The 15,525-nt window shown below is 39.4% G+C and carries 14 protein-coding genes; 4 read left to right on the forward strand and 10 right to left on the reverse strand.

The window, feature by feature from the left end:
* Positions 1 to 240: 240 nt before the first annotated feature.
* From H6G83_RS18265 to dndC, 3 genes are all read right to left on the reverse strand, one after another.
* Positions 241 to 1,152: an NF038130 family PEP-CTERM protein gene (locus tag H6G83_RS18265; protein ID WP_190474871.1), complete on the reverse strand. Its 912-nt coding sequence runs from the start codon at positions 1,150 to 1,152 to the stop codon at positions 241 to 243.
* A gap of 594 nt (positions 1,153 to 1,746) precedes the next feature.
* A complete protein-coding gene (dndD, locus tag H6G83_RS18270; protein WP_190474873.1) occupies positions 1,747 to 3,735 on the reverse strand; it encodes a DNA sulfur modification protein DndD in 1,989 nt (662 codons plus the stop codon).
* 188 nt (positions 3,736 to 3,923) lie between these two features.
* Complete coding sequence (gene dndC / locus H6G83_RS18275; RefSeq protein ID WP_190474875.1) at positions 3,924 to 5,591, reverse strand: DNA phosphorothioation system sulfurtransferase DndC; 1,668 nt, start codon at positions 5,589 to 5,591, stop codon at positions 3,924 to 3,926.
* A gap of 250 nt (positions 5,592 to 5,841) precedes the next feature.
* Here dndC and H6G83_RS18280 point away from each other — a divergent pair, with 250 nt between their 5' ends.
* A complete protein-coding gene (locus tag H6G83_RS18280) occupies positions 5,842 to 7,440 on the forward strand; it encodes a DGQHR domain-containing protein (RefSeq protein ID WP_190474877.1) in 1,599 nt (532 codons plus the stop codon).
* A 105-nt stretch (positions 7,441 to 7,545) separates the two neighbouring features.
* The gene (locus tag H6G83_RS18285; protein ID WP_190474879.1) at positions 7,546 to 8,736 is read left to right on the forward strand and encodes a DNA sulfur modification protein DndB; all 1,191 of its coding nucleotides are present in this window, start codon (positions 7,546 to 7,548) and stop codon (positions 8,734 to 8,736) included.
* 33 nt (positions 8,737 to 8,769) lie between these two features.
* Here the strand turns inward: H6G83_RS18285 and H6G83_RS18290 are convergent, their stop codons facing one another.
* The 7 genes from H6G83_RS18290 to H6G83_RS18315 all read right to left on the reverse strand — a co-directional run bounded on the left by H6G83_RS18290 (position 8,770) and on the right by H6G83_RS18315 (position 13,489).
* Entirely contained in the window at positions 8,770 to 9,243 is a 474-nt protein-coding gene (locus H6G83_RS18290) for a DNA phosphorothioation-associated protein 4 (protein WP_190474881.1), read from the reverse strand.
* Positions 9,244 to 9,538: 295 nt separating this feature from the next.
* Entirely contained in the window at positions 9,539 to 10,108 is a 570-nt protein-coding gene (locus tag H6G83_RS18295; RefSeq protein ID WP_190474884.1) for a Uma2 family endonuclease, read from the reverse strand.
* Positions 10,035 to 10,232 (reverse strand): S-layer homology domain-containing protein, encoded by a 198-nt coding sequence (locus H6G83_RS36430; RefSeq protein ID WP_190474886.1) that lies wholly within the window; start codon positions 10,230 to 10,232, stop codon positions 10,035 to 10,037. Before H6G83_RS36430 ends, H6G83_RS18295 begins: the two co-directional genes overlap by 74 nt.
* Positions 10,201 to 10,335 carry a hypothetical protein gene (locus H6G83_RS35950; protein WP_277876367.1) on the reverse strand — a complete coding sequence of 45 codons (135 nt, stop codon included), beginning with the start codon at positions 10,333 to 10,335 and terminating at the stop codon, positions 10,201 to 10,203. The genes H6G83_RS36430 and H6G83_RS35950 overlap by 32 nt, the downstream gene beginning before the upstream one ends.
* On the reverse strand, positions 10,289 to 10,963 hold the full coding sequence (locus tag H6G83_RS18305) for a cadmium resistance transporter (RefSeq protein ID WP_190474888.1): 675 nt from the start codon (positions 10,961 to 10,963) through the stop codon (positions 10,289 to 10,291). The genes H6G83_RS35950 and H6G83_RS18305 overlap by 47 nt, the downstream gene beginning before the upstream one ends.
* 283 nt (positions 10,964 to 11,246) lie before the next feature.
* Positions 11,247 to 13,319 (reverse strand): AAA family ATPase, encoded by a 2,073-nt coding sequence (locus H6G83_RS18310; RefSeq protein ID WP_190474889.1) that lies wholly within the window; start codon positions 13,317 to 13,319, stop codon positions 11,247 to 11,249.
* Positions 13,316 to 13,489 carry a hypothetical protein gene (locus tag H6G83_RS18315; protein WP_190474891.1) on the reverse strand — a complete coding sequence of 58 codons (174 nt, stop codon included), beginning with the start codon at positions 13,487 to 13,489 and terminating at the stop codon, positions 13,316 to 13,318. The genes H6G83_RS18310 and H6G83_RS18315 overlap by 4 nt, the downstream gene beginning before the upstream one ends.
* A gap of 561 nt (positions 13,490 to 14,050) precedes the next feature.
* Between H6G83_RS18315 and prfB the strand changes: the two genes are divergently transcribed.
* Both prfB and H6G83_RS18325 read left to right on the forward strand, forming a co-directional pair.
* Positions 14,051 to 15,173, forward strand: a protein-coding gene (gene prfB, locus H6G83_RS18320; protein ID WP_190474894.1) for a peptide chain release factor 2 whose coding sequence is annotated in 2 segments (ribosomal slippage) — positions 14,051 to 14,122 and positions 14,124 to 15,173 — 1,122 coding nt in all. Because the reading frame shifts where the segments join, the coding sequence is not laid out codon by codon here.
* A 158-nt stretch (positions 15,174 to 15,331) separates the two neighbouring features.
* On the forward strand, positions 15,332 to 15,487 hold the full coding sequence (locus tag H6G83_RS18325) for a DUF3285 domain-containing protein (RefSeq protein ID WP_190474895.1): 156 nt from the start codon (positions 15,332 to 15,334) through the stop codon (positions 15,485 to 15,487).
* The last annotated feature ends 38 nt before the right edge of the window (positions 15,488 to 15,525 follow it).

Consider the following 15,525-nt stretch of genomic DNA (forward strand, 5'->3'; position numbering starts at 1 on the left):
TGCTTTATCTTCTGTTTATATTTAAACTCAGGACTTACGCACCAAGGTTATCTGTTGAGACTGGGTGTAGGGGGGTAAGGGTGTAAGGGTGTAAGGGTTTTAATGATTTACACCCCTATACCCCTATACCCCTACACCCTTGCCCAAACCCTAGATTTTTCGTTTTTATGCGTAAGTCCTGATAAAAAAAGGAGTAATTAACTCCTTTATGGTTGTCTATTTCGTATTTAAACCTGATTCTTAACGAAAGACTTTTTTAGACTTGCGTTTTGTCACAACAAAACCAACAATACCTGCAAGACCAAGAACAACAGAAGGTTCAGGTGTTGGGGTTGACGCTGGAACTATACCTTGGAATCCTACTTCATAGTTACCACTGTGAGATTGAGTATCTGTTCCCTCAGAGGCAGTTAATCCACTCCTTGTAGCTCTGAAACTATACAGATAGTCAGTAACTCCATTATAGGTGTACTTAACAACTTCACTGGCTTGGAATCCGTTAGGTAAAAGCTTGGCAAATGTAGCGAATCCTGAATTGGGACTACTGTAGTAAGCTTTTAAATCGAAGTGACCTGCTAACCCAATTGTGATGAAGCCAGTTGTATCATCTTGGTTAACGTAAGAGATATTAGGGTCGCTAGTACGCTGAAAACCCCTAATCTGTACAAATAAATTGAAGGCACTAGTAGCTAAAGAAGTTCCTACTAAGTTGCCTTTACCCGCATTAACTAAAAAATCATTAAACCACCTTGTTGCTAAAGTGTTAGCCCCATAGGTAGTGTTTATTGATGTCCCTGTGCCAAACCAATCAGATGCTGTCAGACTGCTAAGAGTTAAGATTTCACCGTTAATTGTTCCTGATAAGGTGGTGTTTTGGGAAAAATTAAAATTAGATTGTTCGCTGCTGGCGCGTAACTCTACGTTACCAGTAGGGCTTTGTGCGTTGCCATCTAAAACTTGTTGTACGTTTGTCAAGTTGCTGGGAATACGTACTGTATTATTACCCTGAACACCATAAACTAAATAATCACTGGCTGCTGATCCACTAATGGTAACATTTGTGAGGCTACCTGCTTGTGCTGGAATAGCGATCGCACTCATACCAGCAGTTATCGAAGCGCCAAGCACAAGTCTCTGAACAATTTCCTTCATTGATAGATTTCCTAATTAGCTAGTATGTATTTATACTTCTCCTGCTTCTAGAATTGGGTTAGCTTAATTAAGGGCTTGAGCTTTTCAGCAATTTATCTCCTTAAAAGCCTGATTCAGTATTTAGCAGTGTTGAGTAGCTGAACATACAACCTAGTTTAGGAAACCATGCGACTTGATTGGGTAAAGTTGTGATGGAATCTTATTAAATAAATGGCAAATCTTGTTCTACATATTTACGTATAAACACGGAGTTTTTGCCTAATTAAATAGTTGACAAGATTCCCGACATCTTATGAAGCCAGTGGGACTGACGCAAGTGTCATCATCAAACTAACTGTAGGGTGCGTCAGACCCATTAACAATTTAAAATTCAAAATTCAAAATTCAAAATTCAAAATTCAAGACATTTTGCCTACGGCACGCTACGCGAACAGTCGGGGATTTAAACCCCGACTGAAACTGATACTACGTATAGACGTAGGGGTCTTAAACCCTTTTATTTACGATAGTTTCATACACATTTAAGGATTTTCCACATCTGACGCACCCTACCCTAAGTGCTAGTTGCGTAAGTCCAGGCCAGGAATCTGAAGTTTAGTAAAAATACTTGTTTTCCAGCACGGTTGTTTGACGAGTAGCTGAATTATACTGCAAAAGGTATTCACGGGCGATCGCTTCATTACTCCTGAGCATTTCTACTTCTTTTTTACCAATTTCCGTATCCGTAGATAGCAAAATTACTTGATGGCTAGCGGCGGGAAAGTATTTCTCCACAAGGTTTTGGCGGTGGGAGGAATCAAGTCTAGCCAGGGGTGTGTCGATTGCTACTGGTAGACGCAAACCAGAGACTTTAGCTAGTCCCCAAAGGAAAGCTATTGCTAGTAGTTGTTTCTCCCCTGCTGACAGGCGATGTTTGGGGACTGGTTTACCCTCAAAATCGAACAGAGATAAAGCAAAGGTGTTAGTATCAATAGCGATGCGAAACACTAAGTCTGATTTATGCAGTAGGTAGAGGAAACAATTCTTTACTTCCTCTTCTAATTTATTGAGTTTACGTAGGGTTAATTTTTCCCGAAAGACCTTGAGTGTTTCTTGAACTTTGGTTGCTGAAGTAATAATATGTTCTCTATTTTTCTTATCAATATTTTTATCGGTATATTCTCTTAATTCTGTTTTAGTTTTTTCGATAGTCTCTGCTAATTCAGCTAAAGTCCGGCGAGTAGTTTCATAATTAGCCTTAGCTTGGACAACTTGGTTTTGTGCTTCATCCACAGCCGCACGTAACTTTTGATAAGCTTCTGGTTCGGCGGCTGTCTGCACTTGTCTAGCTAAAACAATGAGTTCTTCTTCTAAATTTTTGAGATTAGCTAATTGTTGCTTTGCCGAAACTTTAGCATTTTGCAAGTGATATCTTATATTATCTAGCTGGCTTAAACTTTCCTCATCAGCTAATAGCCAAGGTGCTTCTGCTTGGGAGGGAACTGCATATAAATTATCCGCATCTTCAGTTAAGAATGATTGTATTTTCTCAACTTGTTCGGAAGTAATGGTTAACTCTTTTAACCATTGCAGTAAGCGTTTATCTCGCTCAATTAAGACATCCCTAGCTAACTGTACCTGTTGATGACGAAATTCTTTCGCGCCTTGTGCTTGGACTTGACTGAGTAGATGAGGAATTAACGCCAATGGTAACACCTCAGCAGCTAACTGACACATTGACTCTCTGATAGTTTCGGCTGCTTGATGTTTTTCCTTTTGTTGCTGTTCTAGTAGGCTGCGATCGCTGGCTATTTTACCACCTTCAGAAACAAATTTATTCCAGGCTTCTTGTTGGATATTTTCTAATTCCTCAACTTGATTTTTTAAACTAGCTAATTCTTGCTCTGTGAATTGATAATCTGCTTGCTGTTTTAATAACCTTGTTTCAATTTCTTGTAGAGTGTTTAAATCTTGGGTATCCGCAAGTTCTTTACGCTTACGGTTGACTAAAACCTCTAAATCCAGTGCTAACTTATCTGGTAATTGTAGCCCTAAAAGTCCACGAATAGCTTCAATTACAATCTGTGGTGGTGATTCCTGTTCTGCAAGGTTCCTTACTTGTTCACCATCGAAGAGAAACAAATTAGAAATTCCTAATGGCAGAAGGTTTTCTATATAATCATCCCAAGTATTCATCAAAGATTCAACAGGCCAAGTATCGTCATCGCCTAAAATTCCCAAGGAATCTTTGCCATCTTTAGGGTTTTTTTCCCAAGTTCTGACAATTCGATATTTTACTGGTTTATCGTCTTCAATATGTTCAAAAAGTAACTCAACTCTAGTTTTTTCAGCAGGGTTAGCTTTACTATTAACACATTGATTTAAAAAATCATTATAACTTAAATTTCCACGAGTAGAACATTGGGCGCGTTGTCCATATAATGCAAGGCGGATAGAGTCCATGAGGGTAGTTTTTCCGCCACCATTCATCCCTCCTAACAAGATAATTGGATGAGGATTATCTTCAATTCTTGGGTCAAGATTGATTACTTGTCTACCCGCGTAGGGTCCAAAATTTTGTAGAACGAGTTCGAGAAATATCATTGTAATTTAAGCAACGAAACATTATTTTGGGCGTATGTAATTCGCGGCTACACATCGTCCAGGGCGAATGTAATTCGCAGCTACACAGGCAAAGTCTGCCTACGCAGACTAATTAGAGATTAACAGTAATTAACCCGCGCAGGCGGGTTTTGTCTGTGTAGCCGCGATTTCTCATCGCTAGGTATAATTTACTTTTTCTGGTTCTTTTTGAATTTCCTATTTCCCCAAGCCTTGGCCTTAGCATCAGATTCGGTTGCTTCAGTTGGTGTATCGGGTGCGATCGCCTCCGACCGACCAGAGGTTATAGTTTCCGTATTGGGTATGGTAAAATCGCCTAAAGTTAGCTGTTTGACTTTAGTCATATCACCTTGACTAATAGCTTCTCTTAAATCGCGTTTTAAATGAGCATTGGCAATTGCTTCTTGAGGAGAACGGGAACTAGACTTAAAACATTTTTCTAAAGATTCATATATTCCTAAACGCTTTGTTTTTTTACGAAATTGCCATTCTGTGCTTAAAAGGTTTGACATGAGTTCTAAGTGCATCTTGTCATCAGCACAGATTTCTTCTAACACAGCCCATTCATCGCTACCTAGTAATTTTTGATCAGCACCAGGGCGTGGATCTTTAAACTTTTCGCCAGTTACTTCTTCATAAATGCGAGGTAAGCTGTCATCAAACTCATGTCTTTCTTCCAACCAAATACGACGAATTTCACTAAGCTCTTCCACAGTTATCAGTGTGATGTCGCGCATATTTTCTGGTGCTGTTTGGCGGATTTGTTTTTCAATAGTTAATAACTTTCTTAACCAATCTTCCCGCGCTTCTTTTATATAAGGGCCAGGAATAGGCTCAATAGATTTTTCGCCTTCTAGATTGCGTTCATACAATTGAACATCTCCATTTCTACGGCGGAAATCTCGGCGATCGCGTGTTTCTTCTGCATCCAATTCCTTACGAAAATCGAGTAGAGGCTGCATCCACTCTTTTTCTTCATCATTCTGAATCATAGCAGCCAGAGATTTATCTTGGCTAACTAACGTACAAACCCAACAACCAAAACGAGAGCTACCACAACTAGGTGTAGATGTATCAACAACTAAAGGACATTCATTATCAGCAGAAGCGCCTCGATACATAGCGAATAAGTCTTTATTGCTGTATCTCCAAGGATTTTCCCATTGCATGAGATAAAGCCAAACCTCATCATTTTGCCAATCTTCAATAGGGCTATAAATTAAAGAGTTTGGTAAGTGCATATTAGGACTGAGGCGATCGCGTACTCGCATCGCTTCCAGTTTTTTCATTCTGCTGGCGCGTCTTGTACTTTCTGCCTTACGAGTACCTAAAATAACAATAACTTCTCCATTAGTACGAATAACATTACGAATAAAGCGATTTGACGGGTTAATTTTTAGACGTTCTGTACACCAGCGAAATTTACCTCTGGGTGCTGGATAACCTTTACCAATCAGACCAACCCAAAATGTTTCTTTATAGTCTGGTTGTAATAGATGGGGTTGAAATGGTAATCCTTGCGCTTGGGCTTCCAATTCCATCTGTTTTAACGAATTACGTACCCAAGCAGCTACAATAGGATTTTCTACCAATGTATCTGTAGTAATCACATATATTGTTTTATTCCGTTTTTCTGGAGGTAATCCAGATATCGCATTCCAAACGAGCTGTAGAGTTGCTGTACTATCTTTTCCCCCCGAATAACCCACAACCCAAGGTATTGCATCTAAACAATACAATTCTTGAATTTCTGTGGTCAGAGCTTGGATATCTTCTACTAAGTCTGCTACAGTACGTGTTTGCTGACCTTTATTTTCTGGCTGTTGTGCGGTACTCATTTCCCCCTTCCTCCGAACAAAAGAATGTCACCTCATCTATGACTTTTAAGCAGGCAAGATTAGCCCACACGGAATCAAATCCGCGTAGGCGAAATTGGTTGTTTTGCTAAACTCCTTCAGTTTAGGGTGCAAAACTTGATGAGCTTGCTTGCAACAATAAATATTTGATTGACTCTATATATATTTACTGCAATTTTTAAAAATTGTACACTTTTCTTCTAAGTTTTTTACACATTTTTCAAAAACTAACATGAAAGATAGTACATCTGATCCAACTGCTGACATAGCTAGAGAGTACCTAGAACGAGAAAACAAAGAAAAACAGGTACTAGCTTTACTTTTAGAAAACTTTTTACAAAGAAAAGACCAAATTCTCGTTCAAAAAACGGAAATGGGCGGTACAGAGGCTTATATAGGGTCTGTAACTCTAGAATGGTTTGCGGGTCGGGTTCACTTCGCCTCTGGTTTACCTCTGCTGCAAAAAAAGTACAACCCAGAAACAGATAATATCGAAATTGACGCTGATAGTATTGACGAAATTCAACAGCGTCCCCTGGACTGGTCACGTCAAGCGCCGTTAGTTCAGTATTTAGCAGCAAGAAAAAATCATAAATTTCCTCCAGTATTAGTAGTAATTAATCAGCCTTGGGCTGATGATAATAAAGCTGCTGAATGGGACGGACAAGGATGTGCTAAAAAGTCTACAACTGATTTTATTCCTTTGGATAAAGATGGTAAGGTCGGCTTACTTAATGTTTCTGAAGAAAATGTGACCATTTATGCACTTGATGGTCAACACAGACTCATGGGAGTTCAGGGTTTAATAGAGTTAATTAAAACTGGTAAACTCCAGCGATATAAAAAGGATAAAACGGCTGATGATAGTTTTATCACAGTGTCAGACTTGCTGGAACAATATCAAGTAGACCCAGCTTATTTACAAAGCTTACCTAAAGAAAAAATTGGCATTGAATTTATTTGTGCTGTCAATGCTGGGGAAACTCGCACTGAAGCAAGACGGCGGGTAAGGTCAGTTTTTGTTCATGTTAACTTAATGGCTGCACCTTTAACTAAAGGTCAGTTAGCACAATTAAATGAAGATGATGGTTTTGCCATTGTGGCGCGAAAAATTGCGGTGACTCACCCACTCTTGGAACAAAAACCAAATCGTAACCCCCGCGTTAATTGGAATAGTGCAACAGTAGCCACAAATTCTACAGTTTTGACAACTTTGCAAGCGTTGCAAGATATGTCAGAAAGATACTTGGGTTATAAGTTTCCTCATTGGAAACCTTTTGAGAAAGGTTTAATTCCCATGCGTCCAGAAAATGAGGAAATTGAACAGGGAATTGCTGAGTTCACCAAACTTTTTGATAACTTGGCAAGCTTACCTAGTTATAAGATTTTGGCACATGAAGATACGCCTGTTTTGAGAAGATTTAGTTTTGAAAAGGGAGGCGGTGAAGCAAATATACTTTTCCGACCTGTGGCGCAGGTTGCAATAGCACAAGCTTTAGGATTTTTAGTGTTTAGGAAAGGTTTTTCTTTAGCCAGTATTTTTAAGAAATTGAAGAAATTTGACCAACAAGGCGGTTTTACTGGTATGGAATACCCTCAATCTTTGTGGTATGGCGTTTTATATGACCCTAATAAAAAGCGCGTCCAGGTTTCAGGAAAAGAATTAGCTGTAAAATTGTTGATTTATATTTTAGGTGGGATTGAGGATTCAATGGAACGTGCTGAACTGCGTAAGGCTTTGGCTAATGCTAGGACTGTGGAAAATAAAACCATTGGTTTTGATGGTGAGTTTGTACAACCAAAGGAAGTAGGACTTCCATCGTTAATATAAATTGGCGGTTCAACAACTTGATTTCAGAGGGTTTTTACTGATTCCAAATGGCTTTATAACGGCGTAGTATGTTAAACACTAGACTCAAATTATACAATTTTATCTATGGTTAGCATCAACCAGGATGGTGTAAATACTATTTCACCAGAACTTCAAGCTAAGTTTAACGCCGTTCTTGAACCTTTTTTTTCTGAATATCATCGTGAGCGTTGCTATCCTGGGCTAATTTTTAGACAGGGAAAGCGAACTATGCTGCAAATCAATGTACCTGCAAGTGATTTCTCTGGACTTCTACAAGCAAAACCATCCAAGGATAATGATCCTGATTCTGGAAAAAATCGCCCAGAAGTAAAAGGTCATGCAGAAGAAATCAAAGAATACATAGTTGACCGTGCTAGGAAGGAAAAACCTTGGATTGTAGGAACTCTGACTGCGAATGTCAATCCAAAAGATATCGCAATTATTAACTTGGGTAGAGGTATTTGTTTAGTTGTTATTCGTCGTGGCGTTAAATTAGACATCACAGATGGACAGCATCGTAAACGTGCTATTCATGAATTAATCGAAAGTCCAGAAAGTTATTTAATTAGTGATGATGATTTCCCCATTACGCTGGTTTTAGAGGGAGATTTTCGCCAATGTCAGACAGATTTTAGAGACATGGCACAAACAAGACAGTTAGATAAATCATTGTTATTATCATTTGGAGAATTTTCTGGTCGAGTTGGCATTACCAAAGAATTAGTCCAAAGAGTGCCAATGTTTCTAGGTAAAACAGAGAAGATTAAATCTTCCCCAGCTACTAAACAAAAACTCATTTATACAACTAACTATATAGCTAGGTTTGTAAGTTGTGTTTTCACTAATGATCCGAATAATCAACTACGAGATTATGATGTTTATGAAGCATCAGATTCTTTAGTTATTTGTCTGAATAAATTTTTCTCACAATGTAGTAATACAGAGTATATATTTGATACTCCAGTTGAGGAATTAACTGAGGATGAAGTAGCTTCTTTTAAAGAAGATTGTCTTTTAGGTGTAAGTGTTGGGTTGGAGGTGTTAGGACGTTTATTACACAGCACTTATTCACCAATGGACAACTATTTCAATGAAGAAAAAGTATGGCAACTTTCACAGATAAATTGGTCGAGAGAAAATCCTCTTTGGAAAGATAACGTAGTGCGAATAGATCCCAAACCTAAAAATCCAGATAAGCCTTATAAATTATCTACTGCGGCAAATGCTGTTAATGATGCAGTTAAAATGGCAATAGCTAGTTTGGGATGGATTTAATTAATCAGTCTTTGATTATTCATCTCAGATTAATTAAAAGAGGAATTTAGTTAAATTAAATTCCTCTTCCTCTTCATCTGCGCGAGTTCGTTCATAACTAAGGAATAACAAAATTCGCTCTGAGTAATCAACTGCTCCGCGCAACTCATTTTGTAATATCTCTAGCCCCCCATTAGCATATTCTTCAAAGATTTGATTACGTAGAGTTTCATATTCTTCTTCATATATAGATAAAATGTTAATTTCCTTAACTTCGGTCATTCCTAATAATTTAATCACCACATCATTTCCTACTGAAGCGAAGTATTCTAATCTGATTGGTGATGGTTCTCTTTTAGAAATTTCGCCCAAGGGTACGCGCTTTTTATGCTTTGCACCTAACGCCGCAGCAAACACAATCACATCAGCGAATGTTTGAAAAGGCCCTGTGCTACCATCTGAAAAGGTCAACGCTTTCACTAAATCCGCTTTATCTTTAGCAACCCTGATTCTACCAGTTTCTGCCATGTTTTAAATATCTACTTTGTCGCTATTGTAACAGAAGGGTACAAGTAAGCCAATTTTAGATAATTATTTTATACTAAGTGCTTGAGCGATCGCCCCCGTACCCCCACCTCACAAGTGTAGGTTTTTAATATAGCAGTGAGTAAGGACTATAAAACTAACGAGAAAATCATTGTTTCATCCACCCCTACACCCCTACACCCCTACACCCTTACACCCCAAACCAAGGTTTTTGGAACACCAATAAAAAACCTACACCTGTCAGCGTACCCCCACACCCTACAGAGGTAATTCACAATTACAAGAATAACTGGACATCTTCATAAACTAAGGATATGGGAAACCGAAAATTTACCGTTGCTAAATCAACCTCATCGCCTTCTTCGTAAGAATGTAACTCCCAAAGCCCTTTTTCATTCAACCGAAAACAATCTATACTAATTTTTTCCCCATCGATCAGCACATATTCTTGTAAAGTCTGCATCCGGCGATATTGCTTAAATTTAGCACCACGGTCATAAGCTTCTGTACTAGGAGAAAGAACCTCAACAATTAAACAGGGATATTGAAGAAATTTGTTAGCTTGTCTATCTCGTTCGTCACAACTGACCACAACATCAGGGTAAAAAAACGGGCCATTCTCAGATACTGCTACTTTTGCATCCGCCATAAAAGCACGACAGGAACCGCCACGTAGATGACTTTTTAATGCTGATGCTAAGTTTAAGGCAATAGTAGTATGACCAAGAGTTCCCCCAGTCATAGCAAATGCTTCACCATTGACATACTCATATTTAATATCTTGGCGTTCTTCCCATTCCAGATATTCTTGAGGAGACATATAATTTATGTCTGGACTCGCAACCATAAGCTACTCCCTTTTTTCTCCACTTTAACCAAGAAAAACTAATGACGGCTACTTCTGCCCGTGTTAATGTAGCGTTGGGGCGAAAAGTGCCGTCAGAATAATCTGTGATTTTGGGTATCTGCAAAAGCGGCGGAGTTTGATAGCATCAGGACGATGGCGATCGCAACTAACTTCTGTAATCTAGCGGGAAAACATAGCGATCGCTGGTATAAGTTCGTAAGAACCACTTTTAATTAAAATCGAGCATCCCAAGTAGATTAACACAAAGGGAAACACTTTCCGCGCATGACGAGCCAAAATAGGAGCCATCAGAGGATTGCGTACCATTTTATAGGATAGCAAACACCATACACCAACTGTACAATAGCAGACAGATATAATTACCCCTAGACTGTGAAAGTTACTGCTGGCAAATAGGGGGACATAAATCCCAATATTGTTACCACCATTGGCGAGAGTTACAGCAGAAACACGGTAAGTTTGAGGATCGCGCAGGGTTGCTAATAGAGATTTTTTGCTTCGTCCAGAAGTAGGAGAAGCATGGAAATCAATTGATACATCCTGTACCGTATCTTCTTGCTTCTCTTTAGTTAATAGATGATTAATACCAATAGCGATAGGTAAAAAACCTAACAATCCTATCCAAGATGCTGGTAGCATTAAGCCACCAAAGAAGCCTGGAAGACTAGCAAGTACCAGTATGGTAAACCCTATAAATTCACCAAGAATAACATTTTGGGGGCGAAAGGTGCGGTTGACTTTACCAAAGAAAGCAGTCAGATATAGATTATCATCGAAAGTAGTGGCAAAAGCAACAGAGATTCCCAGAAGAATAGTAGTGATAAGCCAAGTCATGGTATTTGCTGAAGGTAAAAATGCCCCATTGTTGGGAGGATTTATGGACAATTTCCATCGATTGATGGACGTTTTGGTTTAGCAAGTAAGGTACCTTAGCCGCGCATGAATTTAATATTAAGTCTGGTATCTCGATAAAATCAAATCTTCTTTTTTTTTAAAACGATAAATAGAATTTATTATTAAGTATGTAGTAAGCACTTTAGTGCTGAGATAGATAAGGACTAAAGTCCTTACTACGAGCTTATTCAGAGGCTATATTGTCTGTGGAAATTAAGGAACTTTACCAAGCACGTTCTACTGCGATGACTTCGGTGTATTCAAACTCATTAGGACTCTGTTTCACCAGAGGATAGTTTTCTCCACCTAACTCAATATAATCTTGTTCACAATCTGGTTTAGAAGAGTAATATATCAGCACATATTCCCTACCAATTCTATCGGCAATTTCTGCTTCCACTTCACCCCGCCATTGGGTTTTTGTCACTAATATTATCAATTGATTTGCTAATTCAGGTAAGGTTTGGGCAATTCTGCGGCGATAGGTTTCATCCAAGCTACCAAATGGTGAATCCATGACAATGGGAAAGGTGCTACTGTCGGGTATAGTTAAGATTTTTCGCTTCTCACTCCATTCTCTGACTTTATCAATGATGCTAGCAATAAAGGATAGGCTGAGGATTTGATTTTCCCCAGTGGAAGCTGCGACTAATGCTTCAACTCCTGATGTATTTTCTACTAGAGTTAATTCATATTTATCGCTGATTTTCGGTACATAAGGAGTAAAAGATATAGAGTTAAATATTTCTTGTAATCGCTTTTCCAATTGCAGACGAAATTGCTTTTCTTGACGGTTCCGCACTTCCGTTAATCGTTCAATTGCGTCTTGTGTAGCGTTAATGCGCCTTTGTGCTAATAGCTGTCTTTCTTCGTTGAGTTTTTGTTTAGCAATTTGTTTAACTAAAGCATCGATATCAGTTTTTAGATGTGCAGTTTGTTGTTGATTTGCACCTTGTTCTCGATTTAATTCATCAATTTTACCTTCAATCTCATCCAAGCGTTTTTGTAAACTGCTAATTTCTTCATTCGCATCTTTCCGCAAACGTTCCTGAATAGTCTCTAATTCCTGCTCAACTTGAGCTATATTTTGACGTAACTGATTAATTCTTACTTGTTCCCTATCGACTTCTTCCCAAAATGCGATCGCCTGCTTATCAATTTCCTCTACTTGGGCGCTCATGCGAATTGCTGTCTCTTCTACAGCCGAGGAACCTGCTTGATTTAACCAAAGACTCACATTCGTATGCGAGTGATTTCCTTGATGTAATTCTGCACCACAAATACAACGTCGAGACTTGAGTAATTCATTAATAAATTCCCGCGAAATTCCCGTTGTCAATTCACCGCGTTGTTTCAAATCCTGCATTATCTGCCGGAATTGCTTGGTAGTATCTGATAGTAATACTGTGTAACCCCTGGCGGAAATAATTTTCTTTAAGGTTTCTCTCGTTTGGCGTAAGCTTTCTTGATTTGCCGTTTTTTGATTCTCTAATTCTTGTCTTCTCTGTTGTAGTTCTTTCGCCGCACTCAATTCTTGTAAACGATTACCCGTTTCTTTTTTAAAGGTTTGTTGATACTCCAACTCTTGCTTAATTTCTGCTTGGCGAGTGTTGATACGTTCAATTTCTTGTTCTAATTTTTCTTGTTCACGCAAAAGCTGTTTAATTTCCGAGTCACCAACAGCTTTTAACTCATTTTCTAAACTTTTCTTCGCCTCTCCCAAATGTCTAATCGAACGGTTAATTACTTCCACACCCAAAAATATTTTAGTCGCTTCCGCAATTTCCGCTTTTTTATCAGAACGCACTATTTCTTCTATGCGTTCCCCATCGAAGAAGAAATATTGATGTAAGCTGATAGGTAAAATTTGCCCGATAATTTCTTCTGGTTGCTGGCTGGGATAATACCATCTACCGTCATCCCCAGCAACCTGCATCAGTAATTCTGTTTTACCCACTGCAAAGTCGGTTTTATTTTTATAGCCCTTACACTGGCGTTTAACGTTGTAGCGTTTGCCTTCGTGTTCCCAGTTAATTTCTACCCAACATTCTACAGCTTGTCCAATTGTAGCTTCAGCGATCGCTCGTTTATTCACCAGTTGTTCTGTTGAAGCAAAAGCCGCACTAAACTTCTCATATAATACCCAGGTAAAGGCATTGAGTAAACTAGTCTTACCTGAGCCATTATTCCCATGAATAATCGTCGTATTGAGAACATCCCCCCCTGCAATAACTATCTCTGGTGTTCTGCCATAAAATGAGCGAAAATTACACAACTTAATTGAAGTCAGCTTCATCGTACCGCTTCCTTCACAATTGTCAAAATATCATCATTGATGGGGCTATTACTTTTTTTATCTAGCCGACTTTTTTCCAAATGCCATACCCGCTCAATAATTTGCCGCACCTCCGGCGGAGCGTTAATAATTGGCTCTTGCACATCATCGATATTTTGCTCTTGGGACATCTTGATCTAGCAATAGGTTATCCTTTATTTTAGCCGCGTCTATCGTTGATTCTACATCCTTAAAGCTACGATTAGTCTTATTTTGAATTTAGGCAAATTATGCTAGGAAAATTTTCTAAGTTTTTCCCAAAAATGACTTTATTTTTGTAATATTTGCTGATACAATAAAAATCTAGACGATTTTCATCATAATGGGATGTATCCTGCTGTAAAAATTTTGCTAACATCCCATTGTACTTAATATCATTATGGCATATTGCGTACAAATATTTCCCACCTCAAATAACAAATTTTCCGATTCTGACAATCTTGTGACTGACATCAATAAATAGAATGACTAAACTAAACCTAACTTGAGATTATCGGGTTTCGCGCTCAACCCTCTACTAGTCAGCTTATCGAGCATTGATAAGATAATGATGTGGATATAAAAAATACCGACTTAACCTGACAAGCGCGGGTGTAGATATTCACAACCCCCACACCCAGCCCCGATTGTGAAGTAAAATCAATAAAGTCAAATACAATATCAACCAAAGCGCTGTATTTTAAGCGAGCTTTATGGAAGTTTTAGAACTCAAACGCGAAATCGAAACGTTGTCTAGCCGCCTGGGTAAAACCCAGGACTATCTTTGACGTACCTGCACTCAAAGCCAAAATTCAAGACCTAGAACAAATAGCAGCACAGCCGGAATTTTGGGATGACCAAAACCAAGCCCAAAAAACGCTGCAAGAACTCAACGACCTCAAAGCCCACCTCGATAGGTATTATCAGTGGCACACCAATTTAGAGGATACTAAGGCAGTGGTTGAGTTATTGGAATTAGAAACCGACGAAGCACTATTGCAAGAAGCGGAATCAACAATTACTAAACTCAATCGTGACCTAGACCAGTGGGAATTACAACAGTTATTATCCGGCCCCTACGATGCAGAAGGGGCAGTATTAACAATTAACGCTGGTGCTGGTGGCACAGATGCTCAAGATTGGGCATTTATGCTGCTGAGGATGTATACTCGCTGGGCGGAAGCGCAAGGTTACAAGGTAACTTTAGCCGAAGAGTCTGAGGGTGACGAAGCTGGGATCAAGTCAGCCACCTTAGAAATTACTGGTCGCTACGCCTACGGTTACTTGCGGTCAGAAACAGGGACTCATCGCTTAGTGAGAATTTCCCCCTTCAACGCCAATGGCAAACGCCAAACCAGTTTCGCTGGGGTGGAAGTCATGCCACAGTTGGATAACACAGTGCAGTTAGACATCCCCGAAAAGGACTTGGAAATTACTACAACCAGGTCTGGCGGTAAAGGTGGACAGAACGTTAACAAAGTAGAAACAGCCGTGCGGGTGGTTCACCTTCCGACAGGTATTGCTGTGCGCTGTACAGAAGAACGTTCTCAACTGCAAAACAAAGAAAAAGCCCTCGCCCGTCTTAAAGCCAAGTTGTTAGTCATTGCCCAAGAGCAAAAAGCCCAAGAAATCGCCCAAATTCGCGGCGATATGGTCGAAGCTTCCTGGGGGAACCAAATCCGTAACTATGTATTCCACCCTTACCAGATGGTAAAGGATTTACGTACCAATGCGGAAACAACTGCGATCGCCGACATCATGAACGGCGAACTCGATATGTTCATCCAAGCCTATCTACGTCAGGAGAACCAGATAGTAGAAGGGGAAGCTAGTTAAAAGATGAGGGGGATGAGGGAGATGAGGGAGCAGAGGAGCAGAGGAGCAGGGGAGATAGTCTTTTACCTTTCCCCCTTCCCCTTTCCCCCTTCCCCTTTCCCCAATCCCTCCCATCACCTGTTACATTTATATATAAAAGCATTTGAAATTTAATCCTTATGAGTAATTCACCATCAACAGAATCTCAACCCAGCTACGTCAAGCTAGCTATGCGAAATATGGTGCGTAAGGGTGGGACTTCTTTTAAACATTTTTTCTTGACTACAGTGGGACTTTTGGCTGTGCTTGTGGGACTTGCTTATTTAACTCGCTAATCAAAAGCAAAAATTGTCAGTGCTGAGGAGTTTGGGTA

Source organism: Anabaena azotica FACHB-119, from assembly GCF_014697625.1.
Lineage (GTDB): Bacteria > Cyanobacteriota > Cyanobacteriia > Cyanobacteriales > Nostocaceae > Trichormus > Trichormus azoticus_A.

Excerpts from the sequence above, each read along its gene's own strand:
- H6G83_RS18265 (WP_190474871.1), bottom strand. The coding sequence starts at position 1,152 with ATGAAGGAAATTGTTCAGAGACTTGTGCTTGGCGCTTCGATAACTGCT.
- dndD (WP_190474873.1), bottom strand. The coding sequence starts at position 3,735 with ATGATATTTCTCGAACTCGTTCTACAAAATTTTGGACCCTACGCGGGT.
- dndC (WP_190474875.1), bottom strand. The coding sequence starts at position 5,591 with ATGAGTACCGCACAACAGCCAGAAAATAAAGGTCAGCAAACACGTACT.
- H6G83_RS18280 (WP_190474877.1), top strand. The coding sequence starts at position 5,842 with ATGAAAGATAGTACATCTGATCCAACTGCTGACATAGCTAGAGAGTAC.
- H6G83_RS18285 (WP_190474879.1), top strand. The coding sequence starts at position 7,546 with ATGGTTAGCATCAACCAGGATGGTGTAAATACTATTTCACCAGAACTT.
- H6G83_RS18290 (WP_190474881.1), bottom strand. The coding sequence starts at position 9,243 with ATGGCAGAAACTGGTAGAATCAGGGTTGCTAAAGATAAAGCGGATTTA.
- H6G83_RS18295 (WP_190474884.1), bottom strand. The coding sequence starts at position 10,108 with ATGGTTGCGAGTCCAGACATAAATTATATGTCTCCTCAAGAATATCTG.
- H6G83_RS18305 (WP_190474888.1), bottom strand. The coding sequence starts at position 10,963 with ATGACTTGGCTTATCACTACTATTCTTCTGGGAATCTCTGTTGCTTTT.
- H6G83_RS18310 (WP_190474889.1), bottom strand. The coding sequence starts at position 13,319 with ATGAAGCTGACTTCAATTAAGTTGTGTAATTTTCGCTCATTTTATGGC.
- H6G83_RS18315 (WP_190474891.1), bottom strand. The coding sequence starts at position 13,489 with ATGTCCCAAGAGCAAAATATCGATGATGTGCAAGAGCCAATTATTAAC.
- H6G83_RS18325 (WP_190474895.1), top strand. The coding sequence starts at position 15,332 with ATGAGTAATTCACCATCAACAGAATCTCAACCCAGCTACGTCAAGCTA.